At 69.3% G+C, this 25,571-nt stretch carries 27 protein-coding genes; 14 read left to right on the top strand and 13 right to left on the bottom strand.

Annotation, left to right across the window (positions count from 1 at the left end):
- The 5 genes from ACZ60E_RS09020 to ACZ60E_RS09000 are packed head-to-tail and all read left to right on the top strand — an operon-like array spanning position 1 to position 4,147.
- Positions 1–672, top strand: coding sequence for a DedA family protein (locus ACZ60E_RS09020; protein WP_469439139.1), 672 nt, complete (start codon positions 1–3; stop codon positions 670–672).
- A complete protein-coding gene (locus tag ACZ60E_RS09015) occupies positions 669–1,274 on the top strand; it encodes a phosphatase PAP2 family protein (protein WP_469439138.1) in 606 nt (201 codons plus the stop codon). The genes ACZ60E_RS09020 and ACZ60E_RS09015 overlap by 4 nt, the downstream gene beginning before the upstream one ends.
- Positions 1,271–2,152 carry a phosphatase PAP2 family protein gene (locus tag ACZ60E_RS09010; RefSeq protein ID WP_469439137.1) on the top strand — a complete coding sequence of 294 codons (882 nt, stop codon included), beginning with the start codon at positions 1,271–1,273 and terminating at the stop codon, positions 2,150–2,152. Before ACZ60E_RS09015 ends, ACZ60E_RS09010 begins: the two co-directional genes overlap by 4 nt.
- Positions 2,106–2,774, top strand: coding sequence for a response regulator transcription factor (locus ACZ60E_RS09005; RefSeq protein ID WP_469439136.1), 669 nt, complete (start codon positions 2,106–2,108; stop codon positions 2,772–2,774). The genes ACZ60E_RS09010 and ACZ60E_RS09005 overlap by 47 nt, the downstream gene beginning before the upstream one ends.
- Positions 2,771–4,147: a sensor histidine kinase gene (locus tag ACZ60E_RS09000; RefSeq protein WP_469439135.1), complete on the top strand. Its 1,377-nt coding sequence runs from the start codon at positions 2,771–2,773 to the stop codon at positions 4,145–4,147. The genes ACZ60E_RS09005 and ACZ60E_RS09000 overlap by 4 nt, the downstream gene beginning before the upstream one ends.
- A 48-nt stretch (positions 4,148–4,195) precedes the next feature.
- Here ACZ60E_RS09000 and ACZ60E_RS08995 read toward each other — a convergent pair whose 3' ends face one another.
- From ACZ60E_RS08995 to ACZ60E_RS08980, 4 genes are all read right to left on the bottom strand, one after another.
- Positions 4,196–5,659 carry a hypothetical protein gene (locus ACZ60E_RS08995; RefSeq protein ID WP_469439134.1) on the bottom strand — a complete coding sequence of 488 codons (1,464 nt, stop codon included), beginning with the start codon at positions 5,657–5,659 and terminating at the stop codon, positions 4,196–4,198.
- 272 nt (positions 5,660–5,931) lie between these two features.
- The gene (locus tag ACZ60E_RS08990) at positions 5,932–6,951 is read right to left on the bottom strand and encodes a hemolysin family protein (RefSeq protein ID WP_469439133.1); all 1,020 of its coding nucleotides are present in this window, start codon (positions 6,949–6,951) and stop codon (positions 5,932–5,934) included.
- Positions 6,948–8,288 (bottom strand): hemolysin family protein, encoded by a 1,341-nt coding sequence (locus ACZ60E_RS08985; protein WP_469439132.1) that lies wholly within the window; start codon positions 8,286–8,288, stop codon positions 6,948–6,950. Before ACZ60E_RS08985 ends, ACZ60E_RS08990 begins: the two co-directional genes overlap by 4 nt.
- A gap of 239 nt (positions 8,289–8,527) precedes the next feature.
- Positions 8,528–9,781: an AI-2E family transporter gene (locus ACZ60E_RS08980; RefSeq protein WP_469439131.1), complete on the bottom strand. Its 1,254-nt coding sequence runs from the start codon at positions 9,779–9,781 to the stop codon at positions 8,528–8,530.
- Positions 9,782–9,921: 140 nt separating this feature from the next.
- On the opposite strand from ACZ60E_RS08980, the gene ACZ60E_RS08975 reads away from it, so the two are divergent.
- The 4 genes from ACZ60E_RS08975 to ACZ60E_RS08960 all read left to right on the top strand — a co-directional run bounded on the left by ACZ60E_RS08975 (position 9,922) and on the right by ACZ60E_RS08960 (position 12,962).
- Positions 9,922–10,335, top strand: coding sequence for a DUF6086 family protein (locus ACZ60E_RS08975; RefSeq protein ID WP_453790959.1), 414 nt, complete (start codon positions 9,922–9,924; stop codon positions 10,333–10,335).
- Positions 10,336–10,678: 343 nt separating this feature from the next.
- On the top strand, positions 10,679–10,900 hold the full coding sequence (locus ACZ60E_RS08970; protein WP_385838099.1) for a hypothetical protein: 222 nt from the start codon (positions 10,679–10,681) through the stop codon (positions 10,898–10,900).
- Between the two features lie 94 nt (positions 10,901–10,994).
- Entirely contained in the window at positions 10,995–12,074 is a 1,080-nt protein-coding gene (locus tag ACZ60E_RS08965) for a sporulation protein (protein ID WP_469439130.1), read from the top strand.
- 204 nt (positions 12,075–12,278) lie between these two features.
- On the top strand, positions 12,279–12,962 hold the full coding sequence (locus ACZ60E_RS08960) for a S1 family peptidase (protein ID WP_384815838.1): 684 nt from the start codon (positions 12,279–12,281) through the stop codon (positions 12,960–12,962).
- 89 nt (positions 12,963–13,051) lie between these two features.
- Here the strand turns inward: ACZ60E_RS08960 and ACZ60E_RS08955 are convergent, their stop codons facing one another.
- From ACZ60E_RS08955 to ACZ60E_RS08945, 3 genes are all read right to left on the bottom strand, one after another.
- On the bottom strand, positions 13,052–13,417 hold the full coding sequence (locus ACZ60E_RS08955) for an ArsR/SmtB family transcription factor (RefSeq protein WP_384815835.1): 366 nt from the start codon (positions 13,415–13,417) through the stop codon (positions 13,052–13,054).
- 164 nt (positions 13,418–13,581) lie between these two features.
- Positions 13,582–13,956, bottom strand: a complete 375-nt coding sequence (locus ACZ60E_RS08950; RefSeq protein ID WP_384815832.1) for a hypothetical protein — start codon at positions 13,954–13,956, stop codon at positions 13,582–13,584.
- Between the two features lie 260 nt (positions 13,957–14,216).
- A complete protein-coding gene (locus tag ACZ60E_RS08945; protein ID WP_469439129.1) occupies positions 14,217–14,663 on the bottom strand; it encodes an anthrone oxygenase family protein in 447 nt (148 codons plus the stop codon).
- Between the two features lie 91 nt (positions 14,664–14,754).
- Here ACZ60E_RS08945 and ACZ60E_RS08940 point away from each other — a divergent pair, with 91 nt between their 5' ends.
- Positions 14,755–15,333: a TetR/AcrR family transcriptional regulator gene (locus ACZ60E_RS08940; RefSeq protein WP_384815827.1), complete on the top strand. Its 579-nt coding sequence runs from the start codon at positions 14,755–14,757 to the stop codon at positions 15,331–15,333.
- Between the two features lie 282 nt (positions 15,334–15,615).
- Here the strand turns inward: ACZ60E_RS08940 and ACZ60E_RS08935 are convergent, their stop codons facing one another.
- Positions 15,616–16,224 (bottom strand): TetR/AcrR family transcriptional regulator C-terminal domain-containing protein, encoded by a 609-nt coding sequence (locus tag ACZ60E_RS08935; protein ID WP_469439128.1) that lies wholly within the window; start codon positions 16,222–16,224, stop codon positions 15,616–15,618.
- A 98-nt stretch (positions 16,225–16,322) separates the two neighbouring features.
- Here ACZ60E_RS08935 and ACZ60E_RS08930 point away from each other — a divergent pair, with 98 nt between their 5' ends.
- Positions 16,323–17,558, top strand: a complete 1,236-nt coding sequence (locus ACZ60E_RS08930) for an FAD-dependent monooxygenase (protein ID WP_469439127.1) — start codon at positions 16,323–16,325, stop codon at positions 17,556–17,558.
- Positions 17,559–17,649: 91 nt separating this feature from the next.
- Here ACZ60E_RS08930 and ACZ60E_RS08925 read toward each other — a convergent pair whose 3' ends face one another.
- From ACZ60E_RS08925 to ACZ60E_RS08910, 4 genes are all read right to left on the bottom strand, one after another.
- Positions 17,650–18,066 (bottom strand): hypothetical protein, encoded by a 417-nt coding sequence (locus tag ACZ60E_RS08925; protein WP_469439126.1) that lies wholly within the window; start codon positions 18,064–18,066, stop codon positions 17,650–17,652.
- A 398-nt stretch (positions 18,067–18,464) separates the two neighbouring features.
- On the bottom strand, positions 18,465–18,593 hold the full coding sequence (locus ACZ60E_RS08920) for a hypothetical protein (RefSeq protein ID WP_469439125.1): 129 nt from the start codon (positions 18,591–18,593) through the stop codon (positions 18,465–18,467).
- 273 nt (positions 18,594–18,866) lie between these two features.
- The gene (locus ACZ60E_RS08915; RefSeq protein ID WP_384815812.1) at positions 18,867–19,613 is read right to left on the bottom strand and encodes an SDR family NAD(P)-dependent oxidoreductase; all 747 of its coding nucleotides are present in this window, start codon (positions 19,611–19,613) and stop codon (positions 18,867–18,869) included.
- A gap of 91 nt (positions 19,614–19,704) precedes the next feature.
- Positions 19,705–20,352: an acyl-CoA-like ligand-binding transcription factor gene (locus tag ACZ60E_RS08910; protein WP_469439124.1), complete on the bottom strand. Its 648-nt coding sequence runs from the start codon at positions 20,350–20,352 to the stop codon at positions 19,705–19,707.
- Positions 20,353–20,457: 105 nt separating this feature from the next.
- Here ACZ60E_RS08910 and ACZ60E_RS08905 point away from each other — a divergent pair, with 105 nt between their 5' ends.
- The 3 genes from ACZ60E_RS08905 (at position 20,458) to ACZ60E_RS08895 (ending at position 24,505) form a co-directional block, all read left to right on the top strand.
- Complete coding sequence (locus tag ACZ60E_RS08905) at positions 20,458–21,396, top strand: zinc-binding dehydrogenase (RefSeq protein WP_469439123.1); 939 nt, start codon at positions 20,458–20,460, stop codon at positions 21,394–21,396.
- Positions 21,397–22,355: 959 nt separating this feature from the next.
- The gene (locus ACZ60E_RS08900) at positions 22,356–23,954 is read left to right on the top strand and encodes an MFS transporter (RefSeq protein ID WP_469439122.1); all 1,599 of its coding nucleotides are present in this window, start codon (positions 22,356–22,358) and stop codon (positions 23,952–23,954) included.
- A 53-nt stretch (positions 23,955–24,007) separates the two neighbouring features.
- Positions 24,008–24,505, top strand: coding sequence for an FBP domain-containing protein (locus tag ACZ60E_RS08895; protein WP_469439121.1), 498 nt, complete (start codon positions 24,008–24,010; stop codon positions 24,503–24,505).
- A 198-nt stretch (positions 24,506–24,703) separates the two neighbouring features.
- On the opposite strand, the gene ACZ60E_RS08890 is transcribed toward ACZ60E_RS08895, so the two are convergent.
- Positions 24,704–25,351 carry a sulfite oxidase-like oxidoreductase gene (locus ACZ60E_RS08890; protein ID WP_469439120.1) on the bottom strand — a complete coding sequence of 216 codons (648 nt, stop codon included), beginning with the start codon at positions 25,349–25,351 and terminating at the stop codon, positions 24,704–24,706.
- Positions 25,352–25,571 lie beyond the last annotated feature (220 nt).

Below are 25,571 nucleotides of genomic sequence, written 5' to 3'. Positions count from 1 at the left end.
ATGCTGACCACAGCCATGCATCCATCGTCGCAGCTTGCCGTCAATGTGCTGGATGCCCGTTCCCTGCTCTCCGCGTTCGGCGTGCTCGGGGTGGGTGTGGTGCTGTTCGCCGAGACCGGACTGCTGATCGGTTTCTTCCTTCCGGGCGACTCACTGCTGTTCACGGCAGGTCTGCTGTGCACCGGCGGCGCCGACCGCGGTCTGAAGCTGTCCCTCGCCCCGCTCCTGGTCGCCGCGGCGGTGGGGGCGCTGGCGGGCTCGCAGTGCGGTTATCTCCTGGGCCGCAGAGCGGGTGGTGCCCTGCTCGCCCGCAGCCGCTCGGCCCGCCTGCGCCAGGGCGCGGAGCGAGCGGAGGAACTGCTGGAGCGCTACGGGTACGCGAAGGCGATCGTCCTGGCCCGCTTCGTGCCCGTGGTGCGCACGGTCCTGAACCCGATGGCGGGCGCCCTGCGTGTGCCGGTGCGGACCTTCACCGTCTGGCAGGTGGCCGGCGGGCTGGTGTGGAGCCTGGGTCTCACGCTGGCGGGATACGCCCTGGGCTCCTCCGTACCGAACGTGGACCGGTATCTGCTGCCCATGGTCGCGCTGCTCGTGGCTCTGTCGCTGATCCCGCTCGCCTCCGAGGTGTACCGCTCACGGCGGGCCTCGAAGACGAAGGAGGCCCGCGGATGATCCTCGCCCTCGACGGGTCGCCGGTCGACGGCCGGGCCTACCTCGACGTGGTGGGCCTCGCCCGGCACGCTCCCGCATGGCTGAACGACACGGTATCGGCGTGGTCGACGTACGGGCTCGCCCTGTTCGTGGTGCTCATGACCATTGGCTGGTGGCTCGCCCGGCGGGCGGACGCCGCCGCGTCGGTGACGGCACTCGCCGTGCCGCTCGTCGTGGCCGTCGCCTTCGGAGTCGATACGGTGCTGAAGCTGGTGGTGCGCGAGGACCGGCCCTGCCGGAGCCTGCGGGTGACCACGCTGGAGGCGTGTCCGGCGCCCGGCGACTGGTCCTTCCCCAGCAATCACGCGGCGATCGCCGCCGCGGCGGCCGTCGCCCTGATGTTCGTATCCCGTCGGCTCGGCGCGGTCGCCGCTGTGGCCGCCGCTGCGATGGCGGTCTCACGGGTCTGGGTCGGCGCGCACTATCCGCACGACGTGGCGGCCGGGGTCGTGGTGGGCGCCATGACCGGGCTGGTCGTCATGTCCGTACTGCGCGGGCATCTGGGGGCCCTGGCCCTGCGGCTCACGGGTACGCGTCTGCGTCCGCTGCTGGTGGCGCCGTGAAACCCGGCGCGGTCGCCGGACCGATCGGCGCCGGACCGACCGCGGCCGGAGTCGCCGGCAGTTGTGCCCTCGGGGCGTGGACGGCGTTCGGCGTGCTGTCCATGGTCGTGGTGGGCCACGACGGCGTGCCGCTGTCCCCGGACAGGGGCCTTCTCGCGTGGTCCGTGGGCCACCGGCCGGACATGGCGGTGGCGTTCGCCCGCGGGCTGACCGCCACCGGGACGGGTGTCATCGCGTACGCACTGGCCGTACTGGCCGGAATCATCGCGGGACGCACACTCCGGCAGCGCACCCTCGCCGTCGCGCTCTGTCTGGCCTGCCTGGGGGTCGGCCAGTCGCTGCGGTACACGGTGATGTCACTCGTCGCCCGGCCACGACCGCCCCTGACGGACTGGCAGACGCATGCCTCGGGATGGTCGTTCCCGTCCGGGCACACCACCACCGCGGCCCTCACCACGGGACTGCTGATCATCGCTGTCCGGATGCGCGGCCCGCGAGGCGGATCGCTGTTCGTCCTGGTCGTCGCTGTTTGGGGCGCCCTGGTCGGGCTGACCCGTGTCTACCTCGGAGTGCACTGGTTCACCGATGTCGTCGGGGGCTGGCTGTTCGCCCTCGGCTGGCTGGGGGTGTGCCTGTGCGTCGCGGCTCGCGTGCGACTCCGGCAGCCGGCTCCCGGCACGCCATGCCTGAACCCGCAGCGTGGGACGACAGCGGAGACAGGTCCGCCGCCGACCCGTCCGGACACGGCACGAGAACGGACGTACACGTCACGAGAGCGTGCGCACACGGCACAAGAACGGACGGACCCAGGACACGAGCGGAAGGAGCACCGTGCGCCGGACGATCCTGGTCGTGGAGGACGATCACGGCCTGCGTGACGTGCTGATGCGCGGGCTGCGCGACGAGGACTTCGACCCCGTGCCCGCGCCGGACGGCGCCACCGCCCTGCGGCTGGCCGTCACAGGCACGGGCCTGTCCGCCGCCGTGCTCGACATCGGGCTGCCCGACGCCGACGGGCGCGATGTGTGCCAGGCCATGCGCGCGAACGGCTTCTCCGCCCCGGTCATCTTCCTGACCGCCCATCACCTGCTCACCGACCGGCTGTCCGGGTTCTCGGCCGGAGGCGACGACTACCTGCCCAAGCCGTTCCATCTGGCCGAACTCGCCGCCCGCCTGCGGGCCGCCCTCAAACGGACCGCGCCGCCGCCCGCCGTCAGTGCCGGAGACCTGGTACTGGACGCCGTCCGACACGTCGTCAGCATCCGGGACACAGCGGTCGATCTGACACCGACCGAGTTCCGCCTCCTGGCCGCTCTCATGGCGGCCACCGGCGGAATCGTACGCCGCCGTGAGCTGGTCCGGGCCGGCTGGCCCGAGGGTGCCCAGGTCCACGACAACACCCTCGACCAGTACCTGACCCGACTGCGCCGCAAGCTGCGCGAAGCGGGCAGCACTCACACGATCCGTACGGCCCGCGGTGTCGGCCACCGCCTGTCATGAGCGGCATCCGCCACCGGCTGACACCCCGCACGCTGCGCGGCCGGCTCGCACTCGTGGCCCTCACCACGGCCGCCCTGCTGATGCTGGTCCTCACCGTCGCCTTCAACGCCGTGGCCCGGCACCACCTCCAGCAGCAGGCGGACGACGAACTGCGCACCCGCGCCGCCGCCGTCGCGACGACCGTCGACACCGGCGGGGCGACGGTACGCGTCCTGGAGACCCCCCACGACGACGTCCTCGACACGAACGTGTGGATCTACGCCGACCGGTACCTGCTGGAAAAGCCACCGGCCGCCGGCCGGCTGACCCGTATCGCCGACGCACTCGCCGATCGCGGCGGCCGTCGGTGCGTCACGACAGAGTTCCACGGCCCCTTGCGACTGTGTTCCCAGCCCGTACCCACGTCCACGTCCACGTCCACGCCCATGTCCAAGGACAGCAGCAGAGCGACGGTCGTCACCGCGCTCAGCCTTGCCCCCTACCGCAGTTCGGCCGACACCCTGCTCCTGGGATCCTTCGCCCTGGACGCCGTGATGCTCGTCTGCACGTACGCCCTGACACGGCTGGCGGTGGGCCGCGCACTGCGCCCTGTCCGCACGATGACCGACCAGGCCACCCAGTGGAGCGCCGTCGCCTCCGAAGAACGCTTCGGCAGCCGCCACCACCCGGCCGAACTCACCGCCCTCGGCACGTCCCTGGACGCCATGCTCGACCGCATCCGCACACTCCTGCGCCACGAGCGCCGGCTCACCGGGGAACTCTCGCACGAGCTGCGTACGCCCCTGAGCCGGATCATCGCCGAACTCGACTGGTGGCACATCCGCCCCCGTACCGCAGACCAGACGCGGACCACCCACCGGATCATCGCCGATGCCGCCGACTCCATGCGTGCCATCTGCGACACCCTCCTGGACGACGCCCGCGGTGGCACGCTCACCGCTCCGGGCACAGCCGAGGTCGTACCCACACTGAAACGCCTCACCGAAGGCCTGGCCGCGCCGCTTCACCTGACGGTCACCGCCGACGGCCCGCCCCTGGTGGCCGGAGTCCCACCGGCCCTCCTCGAACGCATCGTCAGCCCGCTCCTCACCAACGCCTGCCGTTACGCGAAGTCAGAGGTCGAGGTCCGCGCCCGCCGCACACCCGACGGCGTACGGGTCCAGGTCACCGACGACGGACCCGGCGTGCCCCCACTGTTCGCCGGGCGGCTCTTCGAACCCGGCCGCCGTGCCGACCCCGCCGACGGACACGACGGGGCGGGCCTGGGGCTGGCACTGGCACGACGCCTCGCCCGCTCCGCCGGCGGCGACGTGACCCACGACCCCGGGCACAGAACCGGCGCCCGGTTCGACATCAGCCTGCCTCCGGGGTGAGGGCGGCACGCTCGCCCGTCCCTCACGGCGGTGCGGCCCGAAGACCCTTCACCCCGGGGTGTACGCGGTCCAGTGCGTGCCCGGCAGTCGGTGCCGGATCCAGTGGTGTGCGTACCGGGGCCGGTGGTGTTCTCGGGGCACGAGTACGGCGAAGGGCATCTGGTCGGCGCGGTCGAGCAGTGCGGCACGAGTGAGCGAGCGGTTGTTCCCGTGCAGTTCGGCGGAGGCACAGCCCGCGGCGTAGGCCACGGGTAGTGCGCTCGGTCCGGTGATCAGGCACGGCGGACGCAGTCCGAGGGCGTTCAGGGTGTGTGCAGCCGTCCGATAGCGCTCGGAGACCAAGGCCACCCGCGCACTGATTCCAGGCAACAGCACTGCCTGCCCGGCGAGTTGAAGACCGACGACCAGGACGACCACGGCCATGACGGGCCTCGTACGGCGACCGGTGGCAAGGACGCGGGCGGCGAGCGCGGCAAGAGGCAGGCTCAACAGGGCATAGGCGGGCAGCAGGAACCGCGGGGCCGAGTAGGTGAGCAGGAAGAGGTACGGGAAGGAGAGCGCGACGGCGCAGATCAAGGGCAGGGTGGTGAGCGTGAGGGGGCGGGTCCTCCGGTCGTGCGCGGCGACCACGAGCGCGACGGCTGCGAGGAGGGGCAACGCGAGCCACCACAGGGTGAGTTCGGGGTGGGTCTGCGGGATGTGACAGGGGCGGCACAGCTGGGGGCCGTTGAGACTGTGCCATGCGTTGGCCGTGTTGATGTGCCAGGACATGCCGCCCTCGGTGGCACTTGACCGGTGCAGTCGCTCGGTGACACCTCCGAAGCGCAGATAGGCCTCGGCGACCCACGGGGTGGCACCGAACACCAGGCCACCGAGCAGGAACGGCACGGTATGCCGACGCGACCGGAAGCACACCGCGGAGACCAGCAGAGGCAGGGCCAGCCAGCCGGCGTCGGGCAGACGGACCAGAGTGACGCCGAGAAGAATCGCCGCGAGCCACCAGCGGGCGCGGGGTTCGCCGGGGGAGCGCAGGAACCAGCCGACGACCGCGACGGCACCGAGGGCGACCCACAGGTTGGGCATGGCCTGGGAGCCTGCGAGTTGGGCACTCCACAGTCCGGCGAAGAGCAGCGCGGCCAAGGCGGCGGTGGCGTCTCCCAGCAGGGCCCGCCAGATGCGGTAGGCGCAGTAGAGGGCTGCGGTGGACAACACGACCAGGGTCAGGCGAAGGGCGAGAACCGAGTCGGTGAGGGCCACGACCGGTGCGGTCAGGTAGCTGAGCCCCCGCGAGCGTGGGGCACTGAAGTAGGCGGCCGGGGTGCGCGGATCGAACTGGGAGACGTAGACGGATTCGTCCCAGCCGAGCGCGTGGCCGGTACGTGGTACGACCAGCACGAGCTGGACGACGGCGTAGGCGCAGGCCACGAGGGCGAGCCAGGGTGTCCGCCGCCGACGACGGCTGTCACCTGTGTGCACAGCGACGTGCCGCTCCACAGCAAAGCCTGCTGTCATGAATCCTCCCTGCTGGTGAGGTCACGCGCTTCCGTTGTCCGGGCCCTCTCCCTCAGCAGTGCCGGCGGTCCGGCACTGCTGGCGAAGATGATGGCGTATCGGAGTAAGGGGCGATTCAGGCCCGGGTGAGGGGAAAGTGAGGATTTCCTTCACATTCGCCAACTGCGTTGACGGGCAGCGCCGTTGAAGTCGTCAGAGCCTCAGCAGGCCGCACTGCCGAATGAGCCCGTCGCCCGTTGACCGTCGCCAACGGCTCAGTCGGCGATGGCCGGTCAGGTCGCGTGGGGCTGCAAGAAACGGGCCAGCAGGTCGTCCAGACTCACCATGCCCGTCATACGGCCGTCCTCGTCTATGACGACCGTCAGAGAAGCACGGCGTCGCCGCAGCAGGTCGATCGCGTCTGCGATCGTGGCGTCCCCGCGCAGTTCGGGAATCGGCCGTGCCAGATCGCGGGCGGCGGCGGCGCGGCCCTGGGCGCGGGCCACCAGGGCGTCGCGGGCGTGGACGGAGCCGAGGACGGTGTCGCCGTCGCGGACCAGCAGACGGGTGCGGTCGCTGTCGGACGCGACGCGCAGGATCTCGTCGATGTCCGCCACGCCGTCGACCGCAGTGATCGCCGCGGTCGGTACCTGGAGATCGCCCACCGGGGTCTGCGGCTCGGTCAGTGAACGGGTGAGCAACTGCGAGTCGGCCCCGCTGATCAGGCCCAGCCGCTCCGACTCCGCGACCAGGTGGGTGAGCTGATCCCGGTTGTGGACCGAGGTCAGCTCGTCGCGTGGGGTGACCCTGCACAGCCGTACCAGAGCGTTGCTGATCCGGTTGAGTACGCCGATCAGCGGCCGTACGACCTTCACCACGCCCCGGAAGGGAGGGGAGAGCAGCATCGCCGAGCGTTCGGGGTGGGCGATCGCCCACGACTTCGGGGCCATCTCGCCGACCACCATGTGCAGGAACACCACCACGATCATCGCCACGGCGAACGCGACGCCGTAACTGAGCGCGCTGGGCAGCCCCAGGTCGTGCAGCAGCGGGTCGAGTTCGTGCGAGATCGCCGGCTTGGACACCGAGCCGAGGCCCAGCGTGCAGATGGTGATGCCGAGCTGGGCACCGGCCAGCATCAGCGACAGTTCACGCATACCGGCGAGCGCGGCCTTCGCTCCGCGCTGCCCCTGGGCCACTGCCTTCTCCACGCGGTGGCGTTTGGCCGCGACCAGGGCGAACTCGGCCGCGACGAAGAAGCCGCTGCCGATCAGCAGCAGCACGGTGACGAAGAGCGCCATCGGAAAACTCATGCCTGCCCCTCCTCATCGGACTCCGCGGGCAGCTGTTCCATGCGGATCTGTTCGGGCACGTGCCGGTCCAGGGTGAGAACGTCGATCATCACGCCGCCCCCGCCGGGCAGCTCGACAGTGAGACGGTCGCCGACGGTGGGGAAGCGGCCCAGGCGGTTCACGATCAGACCGGCCACGGTGTCGTAGCCGTCCTCCTCGGGCAGTGCGATGCCGGTGGCCTCGGCGACCTCGTCCAGGCGCCGTCCGGCGTCCACCCGCCAGCCGCCGGCGTCGGCGACGGCGAGTTCGGTGACGGCGTCGGACTCGTCGGCGATGTCCCCGACCAGTTCCTCGGCGATGTCCTCGTAGGTGACCACACCTGCCACGCCGCCGTGCTCGTCCAGGACGACGGCGAACTCGTCGTCCCGCTGCCGCATCGCCTCGACCGCCTTCGGCAGGGGCAGGGTGTCCGGGAGGAGCAGCGGACGCCGGGCGAGAGCGCCGGCGGTGGAGCCGAACATCTCGGTGGGCAACCGCATCAGCTCGCGTACGCCCAGGACGCCGGTGACGTCATCGGGGCGGTCGCCGAGGACGGGATAGTTGGAGTGGCCGTACCTGCCGATCAGTTCGACGACTTCGCTGGTACTGGCGTCCGTACGGACGAAGACGGCGTCCGCGCGCGGCACCATCACCTCGTCCAGGGTGCGCTCGGAGAACTGCAGGGCGTGGTCCAGCAGCACGGCGGTGCCCTTGGGCAGTTCGCCCTGCCCGTGGGACTCGCCGATCAGATGACCGAGCTCTTCCAGGGTGGCGCCGTGGTGGAGCTCCTCGACCGGTTCGATGCCGACCCTGCGCAGCAGGCGGTTGGCCGCCCCGTCGAAGACGCGGACGAGAGGACCGACGACCTTGAGGTACGCGAGCGTGGACGGGGCCAGGGCCTTCGCCAGCCGCTCCGGCACGGCGATCGCGAGGTTCTTCGGGGCCAGCTCGCCCAGCACCATCTGGACCACCGTGGCGCCCACGAAGGCGAGCACGACGGAAATGCCACCCACCGCGCCCTCGGGAATCCCGATGGCGGTCAGGGCCGGTTCGAGCAGCGCCGAGACGGAGGGCTCGGCGATGAAGCCGACGACCAGTCCGGTCACGGTGATGCCCAGCTGCGCGCCGGACAGCATGAAGGACAACTGCTCAAGCACCCGCAGGGCGCGCGCGGCCTGCTTGTTCCCGGCCTCGGCCTCGCGGGAGAGGGCGAGCCGGTCGGCGGTGACGTAGGCGAACTCCTGGGCGACGAAGTAGCCGGTCCCGGCAGTCAGCACGAACACGGCGAGCAGGCCCAGTACGGCGCTCGCGGTACTCATCGAGGCATCAAAGAGGAGAAGGCACCCCGCCGTGCGCCGCTCGTACGCTCGTCGTGGCGTGGCAGCCGGGAACTGCACCCGGCGAGGTCCGTCGATCTGGCGGACAAGGTCGGCACTCCTCTGATTGCGGTGGAACCCGGGAAACGATTCTGGCCACACTTCGGTTCCCCGCGCCTCTTGGGCCCGGACTGGGTCAGCGGTTCCGTGCACCGATTACGGAGGCCGCTTTCGAGAGGGCTCTACCTGCCTCGCCGCCGCTGCCCCCACGCCCCGATGCGTTCCTCCGCCACCCTCCGGACGCGCGGGACGAGACCCATGGCGGAGCGCCTGTTCGGGTGGCCCTGGACGCGCGGGTCGTCCGTGACGTCGTATCGCTTCACGTACGCCCCGAGGAAGGCCTGCAGGGTGGCGACGGCGGGGATGGCGATCAGTGCGCCGACGGCTCCGAGCAGGGCGGTGCCCGCGATGACGGATCCGAAGGCGACGGCAGGGTGGATGTCCACGGTCTTCGCGGTGAGCTTGGGCTGCAGGACGTAGTTCTCGAACTGCTGGTAGACCACGACGAAGACCAGCACCCACAGCGCGTACCAGGGGTTGACCGTGAAGGCGATCAGCATCGGCAGGGCGCCCGCGAGATACGTACCGATCGTGGGGATGAACTGCGAGACCAGTCCCACCCACACGGCGAGCACCGGCGCGTACGGCACCGCCAGCGCCTGCAGCAGGACGTAGTGCGCGACCGCGGAGACGAGGGCCATGAGCCCGCGCGAGTAGATGTAGCCGCCGGTCTTGTCGACGGCGATCTCCCACGCGCGCAGCACGGCGGCCTGCTTGGCCGGCGGCAGTACGGAGCACAGGGCGCGGCGCAGGCGGGGGCCGTCGGCGGCGAAGTAGAACGAGAACAGCGTGATCGTCAGCAGCTGGAAGAGCCCTCCGAGGACCTGTGCGGACACGTCCAGGACGCCGGTGGCGCCATTTTGCACGTACTTCCGGAGCCAGTCGGAGCGCAGCAGGTTCTCCTGGACGTCCACGCGTCTGAGCTTGGTGTCGAAGTGCGTGTTGACCCAGTTGATGACGGAGCCGAGATAGGCCGGGAAATCCTCGACGATCTTGATGATCTGCTCGGCGAGCATGGAACCGAGCAGCAGGACGAACCCGGTGGTCACGATCACGATACTGAGGAAGACCAGGAAGGCGGCCAGCCCGCGCCGCATGCCACGGGAGGCCATCCAGCTCACCGCGGGCTCTATGGCGAGGGCGAGGAAGAACGCCACGAGAAGGTTGAGCAGCAGGCCGACGAGTTGGTGGAAGGCCCAACTGGCCAGCTGGAAGGTGCCGATGAGCGCGAGCGCCAGCAACAGGGCGCGCGGTATCCAACGCGGCATCCGGCTCCCCGGCTCCTTCCCGCGCTCCTGCCGCGGCCGAGCACTCGGCCCTTCATCGCTTGCAGGGGTGGGCGGGGCCGCCTGACCGGTCATGTCTGTATGTGCCACCGCGCAAGTCTCGCCCACGCCGAATCACTCTCTGGCAGCACCCCCGTGGCTGTGGGGTCCAGGCGGACTCTGGTCCATTTTTCGCGGAGGGTGGACTGATCGTACTGTCGGCCTCCTGTGACCAGCGGTGAGAGGCTGACGTGAGCCAGTACTACGACATGGGCGACCGAACCCTGTGGAACCCGTCCAACGGTGCGTCCCGGCTGTTCATGAGCCAGGTCACCGTCTATCAAGCCGAAGTGGGTCTGCCATCCGGCATTGGCCCCATGGAAGCCGATGAGTGTCAGATCGACCCCATCGCTTTCGCGGTGTTCGTCGACGCCCTGCTCGCCTGGCACAGCGAAACCAGACACGCCGTCATGGCCACACTGTCCGAAGGGTTCGTCGCCACGGTGCTGGCCTTGGCCGAGACAGCGGACATCGAGGTGAACTGGCAGGCTGCCGAGCGCGCCGAGAGCCACTGTCTCAAGACGGCTTCGGACCCCCGGGCAAAGGGGTGGACAGCCGCGTTGCGGCAGAAGTCACGGGAGCTCGTCCGGCACTTGGGGCCTTGAGCTTCATCTTTCGGGCGAACTCGACCGGTATCACGCGAAGGTGGACGGTAACCGTATAGGTCAAGGTGCGGCAAAAGGCGCCTGTGGGAGCAGGTTCAGCCACTCCCACGGAAGGTTTTCGGACGTTCCGGCGGGAGGCCGTCCGTGCGGGCGGCTCGACCCTATACTTCTACAAGCGTGTAGATGACACGGCGGGCGTCCGGTTGCTCCGGGCTGCCCTGCGGACGACGGGCAAGGCTGGAGGGCACGCACCGGTTTGAGCAGCGCGTTATCCGACGGTACGGCCATCCCAGCGGCCACGCCGTCCGGACTATCCACTGGTTGTTTCCCTGGGAGGACTGTCATGGCTTCGATCGACCTGGACAAGGTGCTGGACAAGACGTGGGCGGACAAGAGTCTGCCGGAGATCCTGGCCGCACCTGTCTCCGCGCTGAGGGGCGTCTCGGACAAGGACGGTGAACTCCTCAAGGAGGCGTTCGGCGTCACCACGGTCGCCGAGCTGGCCGACCTGAAGTACACGCGCTGGGCACAGGCCCTGGCAGCCCTCGACACCTCAGCCAAGTAACCCTCGCGCCGGGCGGCGGACCCCACCCCCCTTCGGGGTCCGCCGCCCGACGCGGGCAAGAACCGTACGTACACATGAAGGAGAGAACGCCACGATGGTGTTCAAGCGGCTGCTCGGTTCGCTCGGCGTGGGCGGACCCACGGTGGACACGGTCCTCGACCCGGGCGCGGTGCTGCCCGGCGGGACCCTGAGCGGACAGGTACATCTGCGGGGCGGTGACGCCGACTTCACGATCGACCACATCACCCTCGAACTGGTCGCCCGTGTCGAGGCCGAGCACGACGACGGCGAGTCCGACGGCACGGTCGTCTTCGACCGGTTCACCGCCGGTGGCGGCTTCCGCCTCGCCGCCGGCGAGCTGCACAGCGTGCCGTTCAGCATGATGCTGCCGTGGGAGACCCCCGTCACCGAGCTGTACGGGCAAGGGCTGGGCGTCGTACTCGGGGTGCGCACCGAGCTGGCGGTGGCCGGCGCGAAGGACAAGGGCGATCTCGACCAGCTGGCGGTGCGCCCGCTGCCTGCCCAGGAGGCGATCCTGGAAGCGCTCGGACAGCTCGGCTTCGGCTTCAAGTCCGCGGACCTGGAGTATGGGCGCATCGGCGGCACCGGCCAGCAACTGCCCTTCTACCAGGAGATCGAGCTCGCTCCGGCGCCGCAGTACGCGCACCAGGTCAACGAGATCGAGGTGACGTTCCTCGCCACCCCGGGCGGCATGGACGTGATCCTGGAGGCCGACAAGCGCGGCGGCCTCTTCGCCGGAGGGCACGACGCGGTGACCCGCTTCACCGTCAGCCACTACGGCGTCGAACAGGTCAACTGGCTTACCGAGGTCGACAGGTGGATCAGCCAACTGGTCGAGCACCATGCCTCCCGCGGCGGACACGACGCGTATGGGCACGGCGAACCGCACCACGCCGGTGGCTCCTACGGGCATGGTGACCCCTACGTCGCGCAGGGCGGCCACGCCCACAAGGACGAACACGGCTACGGCCGGGGCCACGGCGATGGTCATGGGCAGCGCTCCGGTCCCGGTATGGGCACCGTCGTCGCGGCCGGCGCGGCGGGACTCGCCGTCGGTGTGGTCGGCGGCATGGTCGCGGCTGAGGTCGTCGACGAGGTGGGTGACTTCTTCGAAGGCGACGACGAAGACGAAGGCGGGGGCGACGAGGACTGACTCAGCCTCGCCCTCCTTCCCACCCTGAACAAGCGGTGACCGTCCGGGCCTTGCCCCTTACCGGCCCGGACGGTTCCGGAATCGAACTGGCCGCGCCCGACACCGAAGCGGGGACGGCCGGAGTACGTCTGTCGCTGCGCGCGCGGTACCTCCACCATGAGGGAACTGTCCGGTGACGGACCACCGATGACCCTGGGAGGGGCCGTGAGACGTCTGCACACCTGCCTGGCGATGCTGACCACAGCCGTGATGGCTGTGGTCGCCCTGTTCTTCGGCACTGTTTCGTCCGCGTCCGCCCTGCAAGTGACGACGATCCGGGGCGGCACTGTGCTCTACGCGGCCACCGGCGCCCAGTGTGTCGTCGGTTTCAACGCGACGGGCAACAACGTCTTCTACGGCGTGATGGTCGGCCACTGCTCGGGCACCCACACCACCACCTGGTACGCCGATGCCGCCCGCACCGTGCAGGTCGGGGTCACCGCCGGTGCCTCGTTCCCCATCGACGACTACGGGGTGGTCCGCTACACCTCGAACCTGCTGAACCTGCCCGGTGACATTGCGCTGGGAGGGGGCGTCTACCAGGACATCACCGGGGTGGCGAGCCCGGCGGTCGGGCAGTCGCTCTGCCACGTCGGCCGCACCAGCGGGGTCCACTGCGGAAGGGTGACCGCGGTCAACGCCACGGTCAACTACTCCGAGGGCACTGTCTATGGTCTGGTCAGGTCCACCACGTGTGCGGAGGCCGGTGACACGGGGGCTCCGGCGTACTCCGGCACCCTGGCCGTCGGCTTCCTGGTCGGATCGAGCGGCAACTGCACCTCCGGAGGGGTCTCGTACCATCAGCCCGTCGCGGAGGTCCTGTCACACTTCGGCCTGACCGTGTACTGAAGTCACGTCGGCACTCGACCCGACTCGGCAGGGTGCAGGTTTCGCGGAAGGGACCATCGGCCCCGAACTCGACCGCCGGTGTGGCGAAGTCAGGACTTTCTGCCTGCCGGCAAGGGGCCGGAAGAGGACTCGGTCTCGTGGACCTCGGTCAGGATCGCGTACTGCCCGGCGAGGAGTTCGGTGAGGATGCGGCGTGCGGCCTTCAGGAGGTCGGCGATGTCGCCTCCGGCGAGGGCGTAGATGACGGTGGAGCCCTGGCGGGTGGAGACGATGATGCCCGCCCGGCGTAGTACCCCCAACTGCTGGGACAGGCTGGACGGTTCGATCTCGATGTCGGCGAGCAGGTCCCGTACCGCGACCGGGCCGTGTTGCAGCAGTTCGAGAACCCTGATGCGTACGGGATGTCCCAGCATGCGGAAGAACTCGGCTTTGGCCTGGTAGAGGGGCACTTGCACAGCCGTTTGCTCCCTACGCGTGGGCGGTGGCGCCGAACGGGACTCGGTGCTCCCATCTGTGAGAACAGTCTGTCGCACCTCGTCCCGCCGGGACCTACGGAATGGACATGTATGGATGTCGAGAGTTGCAGAACTCTTCACATCGAGGGCATGCGAAATGAGGGTCAGACGGCGAGGTTTTCCTCCACTCGTTTGAGCTGGTGACGCGCCATCGCCAGATTCGACCTCGCTTTGTCCAGCACCAGGTACAGGAACAGGCCGTTACCGCTTCGGCCGTTCACCAGCCGGATGACGTGGTAATGCCGGTCGAGAGTGATCAGGATGTCCTCGATCTGGCTGGCCAGGCCGAGATGCTCCAGGGTCCGCATCTGCGCGCGGACGACATCGGTGTTGCCGGCGGCGGCCACCTCTAAGTCCAGGTCCTTGCCGCCGCCGAGGACACCGAGGGCCAGGCCGCTGGTGTAGTCCACGACGGCTGCCCCCAGTGCTCCCTCCACGCCTGTCATCAGCTCTTTGAGGGATACGTCCACATCGGCCATGTCCTGTCTCCGTTCGCGGGCCGGGCCGGGCTGTTCCCGCCCCGTTGCGCCAGCCACGCTAGGAGCAGGATCGCGAGCGGGGGCCGCATATGCACAGTTGAGCGGAAATGCAGCTGAGTAATGTCTGTTGAAGGTATGCGGCCGCTTTATCTTCGGAAGTGTTCGAAGTGCCTGGGATACGGGCCGCCGGGATTTCGGTGGCCTGTTGCCGCTCGGGGGAGTGGGACGGTGCGCCGCCGGCGTGCTGCCGGGCCGCGGGTTCAGGCGAGGGCCGCGACGAGCAGGGTGAAGGCCGCGATGATGACGGCGACGCGGACGTAGTGGAAGCGGAGCCAGCGGTTTATCTGCTCCTGCCAGTCCGCGGGCCGGTTTTCGGGGGTCCACGTCTTGTTCCGGTTGTTGATCGGGACGAGGAGCAGCAGCGACATGACCACGCTGATGATCAGCAGCACGGCCGCGATGACGACCAGGCCCGTGCCCTGTTCGTGCCATCCGGTGATGGCCCAGAGCGCGCTCAGGACGAGCGAACCGACGTACCAGAACGGCATCAGGGCGCCGAGCATCCGGCCCCCGTGGGCGTGGCCGAGCTGGCGGCTGTCCTCCGGGAGGGCGTTGAGGATCGGGTTCATGACGAAGGCGACGGCGAACTCCACCCCCACCATCAGGCCGACGATCACGGTGGTGAAGACCTCGAGTGCGTTGAGCATGGCTACCCCTCCAGAAATCTAGTGTTGCTAGATGACAAAGCAACGCTAGACCTACTGCCGCTTGATTGTCTAGCAGTGCTAGGATCGGGTCATGTCAGTACAAGAACGCAAGGAGCGCGAACGGGCGGCCCGCGAGCGCCTCATCGTGGCCACGGCCCGCGAACTCGCCGAGCAGCAGGGCTGGGAAGCGGTCACCACACGTCGGCTCGCCGAGCGCATCGAGTACAGCCAGCCCGTCCTCTACAGCCACTTCCGCGGCAAGCGCGAGATCATCGGCGCTGTTTCCCTCGAAGGTGCCACCGAGTTGGCGGCGGCGGTGCGGGCCGCGGCAGCCGCCGCGGACGGCCCGCGCGAGCGGGTCACCGCCCTCGCCCGCGCCTACCTCGACTTCGCCGCACGCAACCCGGCGGTCTACGACGCCCTGTTCCAGCTCGACGGCGGTCTGGCGTTCGCACGTGACGACACCCCGGAACCTCTCAAGGACGCCTTTGCCGCGTTGCTGGAGAGCCTGGGTGAGGTCGCCGGGGACGACGTCCATCCGGGACTGTTCACCGAGGTGTTCTGGGCGGCCCTGCACGGGCTGGCGACGCTGACCCGGGTGGGACGGCTGCCGTCGGCGGAGGCCGAGCGGAGGATGGAGCTGCTGGTCGACCGGCTCGCCGTGGTCTGACACACCGTCCCGGCGGATGTGCGGATGTGCGGATGTGCGGGTGGGCAGGCAGGCGGGCGGGGAGCGCAGCCGCAGTCCTCGAAGTCCCGCTGCCTGTCTGCGGCATCGCTTCCGGTCATCACTCGCGCCAGCGCCAGCGCCGACGCGGCGCACCTGCAGTTCGCCGGGCCCGGGGTGCAGGTGTGAGGGGTGGCAGCGTCTCCTCGTATCAGAGCCACGTGAATGCGTACGCCGACACCTGTGTCTCCACGGTCACGCTGTCATATGTGGGTGACGCGTCGATCACTTGAGGGTGCCGTCGTTGCCCGACGGGGGAGCGGCCCGCATTGAGATGCGGTGCACCAGGCCGTCCAGGATGAGGGTCAGGCCGGCCTCGAACGCTGACTCGTGGTCGATGACAGGCATGCCCGCCGGCGGATCTGAGCCGTCACTGGAGCCGGCGTCCGCCTGTTCCTCCAGGGCGCTGCCGACCGTGAAGCGGCTGGCAGTCAGCATCGCCATCTGCGCGTCCCGCTCGGGCACTCCGGAAGTGAGCAGGAAGTCCATCTTGCGGCGGATCCGGTCGAGGTCGTTGGCAGGGCTGCTGCCCGCGTGGAGGCGTGCGCCGTCCCGGCGCATCAGCAGGGTGTGCCGGAAACTCCGCGTGTTGTCCAGGAACCAGTCACGCCAGTCGTCGTCGAGGGTCGGCAGCGGGGCAGCCGCATGCGGCGCCATTGCCGACTCCGCCATGGCGGCAAGGAGGTCCTTCTTGGTGTGGAAGTACCAGTAGAGCGAGGGCTGTTCGACGCCCAGCCGCTTCGCCAGCTGCCGCGTGCTGACCGCGTCCAGTCCGACCTCGTCGAGCAGGTCGAGCGCTTCGGAGATGACGATCTCGCGGTTCACCTTGGTCACGTTGACAAATCTATCACTGATAGATGACTCTGGAGAGGAATCATTCACTGATAGATTTTGGGGTGATGGGGATGGCCGACGGATCGGGAACACGCCCCTTGAGGTTGAAGGTCCTGGTTGCAGGCGGCGGGACAGCGGGCCAGGCGCTGGCCTACTGGCTCACGCGGGGCGGCCACGAGGTGACCGTCGTCGAACGCGCTCCGGCGCTGCGGGCCACCGGCGCGCAGGTCGACCTGCGGGGACAGGGCATCGAGGCCGTCGAACGGATGGGGCTCCTCGACGCCGTCCGCGACAAACTGGTGGACGAGGCGGGTGTCGCCTTCGTCGACGCGCGCGGCAGGACCAAGGCGACGATCATGGCCAACACCTCCGGCCGGGGCCGACAGACCCTCACGTCCGAGTACGAGATCATGCGCGGTGACCTGGTACGCATCCTGCACGACGCGTCGAAGGACCACGCCGAGTACGTCTTCGGCGTGAGCGTGGACGGCTTCGAGCAGGACGAACAGAAGGTCATCGCGCACTTCTCCGACGGGTCCTCCGGTGAGTACGACCTTCTGGTCGGCGCGGACGGGCAGGGGTCGCGCATCCGGCGGGCGATCCTCCCTGCGGACTGCGACCCGTACTGGCGGGTCGGCATTCACATGGCCTACTGGTTCATCCCGCGCATCGCGTCCGACAGCAACATCCGGGACACCTACATGGTCCCGGGCGGCCGTCAGATCATGCGCCGCAGCCACAACCCGACCGAGACGCAGGTGTACTTCGTCATGCGGGAGGAGTCCGCGGAAGCCTCGGCGATCCACCGGGAACCCGTCGCGCGCCAGCAGGAGTTCTGGGCGAGCAGGTTCCGCGACGCGGGCTGGCAGACCGAGCGCTTCATCGACGGCATGCGGACGAGCCCCTTCTTCTACTCCCAAGAGGTCGTCCAGGTCCGCACCGACACCTGGTCCGAGGGCCGGGTGGTCCTTGCCGGGGACGCCGCCCACTGCGCCTCCCCTTACAGCGGCATGGGCATCTCCGGAGGTCTGGTCGGCGCCCACGTCCTGGCCGGCGAGATCAACCGGCACCCGGACGATCTGCCGACCGCACTGGCGAACTACGACAGCGTGCTGCGGCCCTTCGTCGACGAGATCCAGGGTGAGGTGAATCCGCGCCTCCTACGCCTGGGCATGCCGACGACCCAACGTGCGATCGACGCCTTCCAGTCCGCCACCGCCCTGGCCTGCTTCCTGCACGTCCCCGATCTCGCAGCCCGCTTCTCGAAGGAGGACCGCGGCGGCAACTGGCAACTCCCGGAGAACCCGGCGCCGATCAGAGCTGGAGCCGTCTGAAAGTCGGCCGGTCTTCGGGGGCGATGAGCACCGTCTGAAAGACGGCCGGGGTGCGGATGCTGTGGGGCACGGCCGCGGGTGCTCCGTCTAGTTACTCCGGCTGTGTCACGGTCAGGGACCAGCGGATGTTCTGCGTCGAGGCATCGACTCCGATCGTGAAGGAGCCTGGCCGCACTACGCCGGCTTCCATGGCCACCGAGCCTGTCCCGGCGGTACCGGCTGGGCAGTCGACCGAGAACGCAGCGACTTCGGTGTCCTGTGACTGCATGGTCACCCGTACGTCGCCGCCGCCTTCGCAGGCCACCGTGAGGACGGTTGGCAGACGGTCCCATGCACCGCCCGACGCGACTCCGCCGTCACCAATGTGTTCCTCCACCCACACCAGACCGTCCGGCCCGGGGTGGGGCAGAAGGGGATCGGTGACCGCGGCGGCGGGGCCTACGGTGCCGGCCGCCAGCGCACAGAGCGTCATCGCTGTCATCAGCAGGGCTTTCCTCATCCGGTTCATACCTACTCCTCGCCGATCTGTCATGGACGCCACAGTCTGGCGGGGTGATCGTCCCTGGGCCTGAGTACGCGTACTCAGGGACCGGCGAGTTGGCCGGAAGCGGCGGCCTCCAGTCTGTAATTCGTCGAGCGTGAGCGGGCGCTGGCCGGGTGTTGCCCGACAGGGGTGGTGGGACGGCGGTCGGCGGAGCCTTGTTGATACGGGCTCGGGGCTCGATGTCGACCAGTCGGCATGCCCCTCTCGCGAATCCGAATCGCGTGGACCACCAGCTGCACCGTGGTGCTGCTGATTGCCTACATGTTCTCGGAGTTCGGCCACGACGGGGGTTCCGGCATCGTGGCCGCCTCCGCCCTGCTCCGCCCCGAGGCATTCAGCGCCGTATCCCTGCTGAGCGTCCCCTACGTGTCGCCCTGCGGCCCCGCCCCGCTGATGTCTTCGGCCAGATCGTCGGGCCCGAGCATGAGTTCCATGTCCTCTACCTCCAGAAACCCGGCCGCGTGGAGGCGGAGTTCGAGCCCGACCCGCACTTCGTCACGGCCTGCTGCGCGAAGGCTTCCCCGCCGGGGCGCTCCCTGTCTGGCTGGGCGGCGCCGACCTCGGCGTCTATGCCGGGGAGCGGCGGCGCCCAGGACGCCCCACCACCTGGACGGCTGCGGCCAGCGGCCACTGGGTCCAGCAGGGGCGACTCGACGAAGTCAACTGCCTCTTGACCGACTGGCTTGCCGCCCTCCAGGGGGGAAGCGGGGCGGGTCGCTCGGGACACAGCAGCCGCTTCGGGGGCTGCGTGCGGCGGGGTGGTGTCAGGAAGCCGACATACCCGCGTCGATCTTGTGTTCGGCGCCCGTGATGTAGGAGGACTCGTCGGACGCCAGGAACAGCACCAGCGAGGACACCTCGTCCGGCTCCGCCAGTCGGCCGAGGAAGATCTGTGCCAGGGCGTCGCCGCCCTCCTCGTCGGTCGCCTCGACCATCATCGGCGTGTTGATGAAGCCGGGGTGCACGGAGTTCACGCGGATGTTGTCACCGCCGTACTCCTGGGCGGCGGCCTTCGTCATCCCCCGGCTCGCGAACTTGCTCGCGACGTACGCGAGGCTGGGGAAGCCATAGTTCGCCCGCAGTCCTGCCAGCGACGATATGTTCACGATCGACCCGATGCCCGCACGCTGCATCGACGGGATGACCGTCTTCATCCCGAGGAACTGGGAGTGCTGGTTGATGGCGCACACCTTGAGGTAGTCGTCCTCGTCGAGGTCCGCCGTCTTGGCGATCGGACCCAGGATGCCCGCGTTGTTCACCAGGACGGTCACGTCACCGAAGGCCGCTTCGGTCTCGGCCACGACACGCGCCCAGTCGTCGGACTTCGTGACGTCCTGCACCGTGTACCGGGCGCTGTCGCCGAGCTCGTCGGCGAGTTCCCGGATGGCGGCCTCGTTGACGTCCGTGAGGGTGACCTTGGCCCCCTCCTTGACGAAGCGGCGGGCGTGCGCGGCGCCCATGCCCCGGCCCGCTCCGGTGATGATCGCGACCTTGTCGTCCAGACGGCTCATGAGGGGACTCCTTCGTCCTGTGTGGTCCTGGGGGAGTATCCGACTTTCGGAACCCCATCCCAAAAATACACCTCGCCTCAGAAGTGTTCGGTCAGCCCCGGGCCGCACCGTCCAGGACCGCCTGGAAGGCATCGGTGATCGGACGTAGTGCGGCGTCCAGCTCGTCGATGTCGACGGCATCCGCGGCGGCGGCGACGCCGTCCGTCTCGGCCCCATCCGCCTCGGCCCAGCGCCTGAGCACCGCGACGTAGGCCGCCTGTACGGCGCCGCCGATCGCCGCTGGGGTCGGAGCGTCCGCGTCGAGTCCGGTGCGTTCGGCCGCGTACCGGCTCACCGTCTCGGCCCATACGTGCCAGTGCGCGGCGGCCTCCGCGACGAGCGCGGCATCCTGGTCGAGGACGCGGAACCGGTCGAGCCACGTGTCCGGCGCCGCTGCCCGGGACAGATGTGTCGACCGGACGACCGCCGCCCGCACGGCCGCCATCACGGGTACGTCATCGGCGTCGTCGAGAGCCGACCGCAGCCGCTCGACGGCACGGTCGAACTCGCCCCACACGATCCCCGCCTTCGAACCGAAGTAGCGGAACAGCGTCGATCGCCCCACTCCACCCGCGGTCATGATGGCCTGGAGCGTCGTCGCCTCGTAGCCGTCCCGGAGCAGCAGCTCGAAGGCGACCTCCTCCAGGGCTTCGCGGGTCGAGGCGGGCGGTCGCCCCCGGCGGGCACGGGAAGTCGTCATCACCCGAGCGTAGTGAAGTACTTTTGGGATGAGGTACCAATAAGGTTCGACGGTCGCCCGCACCGCGCGGCCGTCACCAGGAGACAAGCGTTCAAGGAGCAGACGATGCGCGCATGGCAGTTCACCGAAATCGGTAAGCCACTCACCCTGAGCGAGGTGCCGACCCCGACGCCGGCCGCGGACGAACTCGTCGTACACGTCCGCGCCGCCGGTCTCTGCCACAGCGACGTCGGATTCCTCGACGGCACGCTGACGCCGCTGCTCCCGTTCAGCCCGATCACGCTCGGTCACGAGATCGCGGGCGTCGTCTCGGCCGTCGGAAACGACGTGGCCCAGTTCACCGTCGGTCAGAGGGTCGTCGTCCCGGCCGCCATCGAGGGGCCTGGAACTTCGAAGAACGGCGGCTTCGCGGACGAGGTCGTCGTCCTGGAGCGACTTGTCGTCGCACTGCCCGACGGGGTGCCGTTCGACCAGGCGGCAGCCGCTACCGACGCCGGTCTCACCTCGTACCACGCGGTCTCGGTGCAAGGTAAGGTCTCCGCCGGCTCCCGGGTCGGGATCATCGGCCTCGGGGGACTCGGCTCACTCGGCGCGCAGACCGCGCTCGCACTCGGCGCCACGCTGTTCGTCGCCGAGAAGAACGAGCGCGTACACGACTTCGCCCGCTCGCTCGGCGCCGAGAGGGTCGCCACCGACATCACCGAGTTCGCAGGCGAGAGCCTCGACGTGGTCATCGACTTCGCCGGGTTCGGGACGACCACCGACGGCGCGATTCATTCCGTCCGACGCGGCGGACGGATCGTCCAGGTCGGCCTGGGCCGCGCCCGCGGCGAGATCGACCTCCAGGCGCTCACACTCAACGAGGTCGAACTCGTCGGCTCGCAGGCCGGTTCCAAGGAGGACTGCGCGGCGGTGCTTGACCTCGTCGCCGAGGGCAAGCTGTCCTCGCGGATCACCGAGATCGGCTTCGAGGACATCGCCGACGGGATCGGCCGGCTCGAACGCGGCGAGGTCATCGGACGCCTGGTCGCCACGTTCGGATGACCCCCACTCGGCCGCTGCCGGTACTGGCACCTACGCCAGTGCCGGCAGCGGTGCCGGTACCGGTACCGGCACTGGCTGGATCTTCTGCGGCTGTCAGCTTGTGTGGGGTACGGCTGACGTGCATCGTCCTCGAAGTAGAGCCGAGCGCCCAGTTCCGTCACCCTTCTCCGTAACGGGCCACTGCTCGTCCTTCCGGCCTCCGCCTCGCCGGCCCATGACTCGATCAGCTGCCGCACCGGCTTGAGCAGGCCCTCGCCCGGGCCGCAGACGTGTCGGGGCTGCACCAGCAGCTAACTGTCAGACATCGTCAGGGGCTTCCCGTCCGTACTGCCCGCCCTTCCGTCTCGGGCCGTCTCGGGGTCAGCACCACTTCAACTCCGTGCGCGTGTGCGTGGACGGTCGGTAATCCCGGTGGTGCCGTGGCGTCGATGGGATATCCTTTCCGGGATTTCGCGCGGCAGGTTCTCTGCCGTCCCGTTCGGCGCGCTCGGCGTCGACACGCACCGCGTGCCCTGCCCGGAAGGAGGCGAGAGACATGGACCGTGCTGAATGCGTTGCGGCCATAGTTGCCTCCGGCCGTGTGCCCTCGCTCCTCTGCGGCGCGCGGTAACTCTTCCCCCTTCCTGTTTCTTGTCTTCGGCGTCTTCCTGAGATGCCGTGTCACGAGATGTCCTGGCCTGCGCGGTTCGTCGCCGCGTGGGCCGCGGGGGCGCGCCCGAAGACGGGCCCTTCTTTTGCTGGTCACCGTGATCTCGGCACTCTCCGCCTCACGACCAGCAAGAGCGCCGGCGTGACCGACACGTAGCTGGTGAGGCAGGCCCCGGGTGCTGTCCGTGGTTCCCGCTGCCCTATCGCCATGCCGTGTCCCCGTGCTGCGTACACCGGCCCGTCGTCACCCCTGCGACCGTCCCTGGCCGGCTGTCTCGACAGCACTCCGACACGAAACGTGCGTGATCGTCATGAGCAAGAAGCGTCCCGAACGACCCGGCGGGGAATCCCTCCCGTCAGACCCTTCCGCGGTCACCGACCCTTCCACGGACCGCGAGGTTCCCGCCGCGACTCCGGAACCGGCACCAGCACCAGCACCAGCACCGGAACCGGCACTGGCACTTGCCTCGGATCCGAAGCGCTGGTGGGCGCTGGCCGTCATCGCCCTCGCCCAGCTGATGGTGATCCTTGACGGCACGGTCGTGAACATCGCCCTGCCCTCCGCCCAGCACGCTCTCGGTATGTCGGACGCCGACCGGCAGTGGGTGATCACCGCCTACACGCTGGCCTTCGGCGGGCTGCTGCTGCTCGGCGGCCGGATCGCCGATCTGGTGGGCCGCAAGCGCACCTTCGTCATCGGCCTGGCGGGGTTCGCCGCGGCCTCCGCGCTGGGCGGCGCGGCGGCCGGTCCCGGGATGCTGTTCGCGGCGCGGGCACTGCAAGGTGCGTTCGCGGCACTCCTGGCGCCCTCGGCCCTGTCGCTGCTGACGACGACGTTCACCGACCCCAAGGAACGGGCCAGGGCGTTCGGGGTCTACGGTGCGCTGGCCGGCGGCGGCAGCGCGGTCGGGCTGATCGTCGGCGGTCTCCTGACCGAGTACCTGAACTGGCGTTGGTCCCTGTACGTCAACGTGCCCATCGCGCTGGCCGCCCTGCTCGGCGCACCGGCCTTCCTGCGCGACAGCCCCGGCCGCCGGGGCGGGCACCTGGACGTACCGGGCGCGCTGCTGGGCTGCGGCGGGCTCGTCGCCCTCGTGTACGGCTTCAGCGAGGCCGAACCTCGCGGCTGGACCAGCCCGTTGGTACTCACGCTGCTCGTGGCCGGAGCGCTCCTGCTCACCGCCTTCGTATGGTGGCAGAGCCGCGCGGCGAGCCCGCTGCTGCCGTTGCGCATCGTCAAGGACCGTGTCCGGGCCGGATCGCTCGCGACGATGGGCTTGGCCACCATCGGCATGTTCGGCGTCTTCCTGTTCCTGACGTACTACCTGCAGGTCGTCCTCGGCTACCCGCCGGTGCGAACGGGCCTGGCCTTCGTGCCGATCTCGGCCGGAATCGTCATCGGCGCGACCCAGATCGCGGCCCGCCTGCTGCCACGCACGGCGCCGCGCGCCCTGATGTCGTCCGGCATGGTGCTGGCCGCCACCGGCATGGTGCTGCTCAGCAGCCTGACCGTGCATGCGCAGTACGTCACGCACGTGCTGCCTGCCCTGCTGCTGCTCGGTCTGGGCATGGGCCTGACCTTCATGCCGGTCTACGCGACGGCCACCGCCGGCGTGCCCGCGCAGGACGCCGGTGTGGCCTCGGCCGTCCTCAACACCGTTCAGCAGATGGGCGCTTCGCTGGGCACCGTACTGCTCAACACCATCGCCACCGGCGCCACCAGCCGCTACGTCCACTCGCACCTGCATGATCCGGCCCACGGCGGCACGACCCTCGACGAAGGCATGGTGCACGGCTTCTCCGTCGCCTACCGGTGCTCGGCGGGCGTCCTGCTGCTCGCGGCCCTGGTGGCGGGCCTCACCGTACGGCACAGGACGCCGAAGCATGCCGGACACGACGCACCGGTCTAGCGAGCCGGAGTCATGTCCCGCCATCGTCCACCTCACCCCCTGAAGGACCTTTCATGAAGCCCCTGACCGAGCACGACATCCGTACCTCGTTCGTCAACTGCTCGAAGGGGGAGGCCAAACGCCTCCCTCTGCCCAAGAACCTGGCGGACCTCGACCACTGGGACGACCTGGACTTCCTGGGCTGGTTCGATCTCTCCGCGCCCGATCGCAGGTATCTCGTCGTCGAACGCGCCGATGAACTCGTCGGCCTGTCCATGCGTTTCGCCTCCGGCAACCGCGGCTTCCTGCGCCGCAGCCTGTGCTCGTTGTGCCTGACCACGCACCCCGGCAACGGCGTCTCCCTCATGACCGCACCCAAGGCGGGCCCGGCCGGCCGCGGAGGCAACTCGGTGGGCGTCTACATCTGCGCCGACCTGGACTGCTCGTTGTACGTACGGGGCAGGAAGAAGGCGGCACCGGGCGCCCGCATGGAGGAGTCCCTCACGGTCGAGCAGCAGATCGAGCGACTGCGCGGCAACCTCGACGCGTTCGTGGAGCGGGTCTTCCACTGAGGCCGACAGGGGCTCGACGACCATCGTCGCCGAGCCCCTGCTCACTCCTTGAACCGCCGTCACCACCGGTGCTGTTGTAGGTCCAGCCGTTGAACCCCGCGAGTGCGCTGGTCGTGGCTTCCGGCAGGAGCGCTGCGCTGCGACGGCACAGGACGCAGGACGTGATGACCGGTGGTCGGCCGACTGGGTGCCTCCTGGTCAGGAGGTCGGGAGTGCCGGTCCGTCGCCCTCCTGCTCCTGGTGGGAGTAGCGCTGCTCCTTCCAGGGGTCGCCGATGTTGTGGTAGCCGCGTTCTTCCCAGAAGCCACGCCGGTCCTCGGTGAGGTACTCGATGGCGCGCAGCCACTTGGCGCTCTTGTAGCCGTAGAGGTGAGGGACGACCAGGCGCAGGGGGAAGCCGTGTTCGGCGGTGAGGGGTTCGCCGTTGTGGTGGGTGGCCAACAGGGCTTCGGGGCTGGTGAAGTCGGCGAGGCGGAGGTTGGCGGCGTAACCGTATTCCGCCCAGGCCATGACGTGCGTGACGTCTGCGGCGGGCGGGACCAGTTCCAGGACGGCCGTGGTGGGGATCCCGTACCACTCGTGGTCCGTGGAGGTGGGGCCGGTCGCGCAGTGGAGGTCGGCGACGACCGTGCGGCGGGGGAGCGCGGTGACCTCGTCGAAGGTCCAGGCATGCTCGTCGCCGGTGGCGGTCGCGCCGAAGACACGCAGGTTCCAGCGCTCGGGGCGGAAGCGGGGGACCAGGCCGTAGTGCGACACGGGCCACCCGTGCACATGGCGTTGGCCGGGTGGAACGGGACGAGGAGCGCTGGGTGCGCTGTCCGTCGCTCCGGGGTGGTTGCTTCCCACGCGGGCTCCCCTCCTCCGACCGGCCTGCCATCACGCAGCTTAGGTGCTCGATCCGAGGGTGGTTGTGACCGGGGCTGGGGTCGGGGTCGGGGTTGGGACCAGGGCCGGGAGGTAACAGGACACGCTGCCGGTACGGCCACGGCCCCGCGTCCGGATCCTGGTCACCGGCGACGAACTGATCCACTCCGGGCGACCTGGCCCCGGCCAGGTACGCGACGCG

Source organism: Streptomyces sp. NPDC102514 (genome assembly GCF_055584525.1).
The sequence above is the reverse complement of the archived record's forward strand: the minus strand, read 5'-3'. Positions and strand labels throughout refer to the sequence as shown.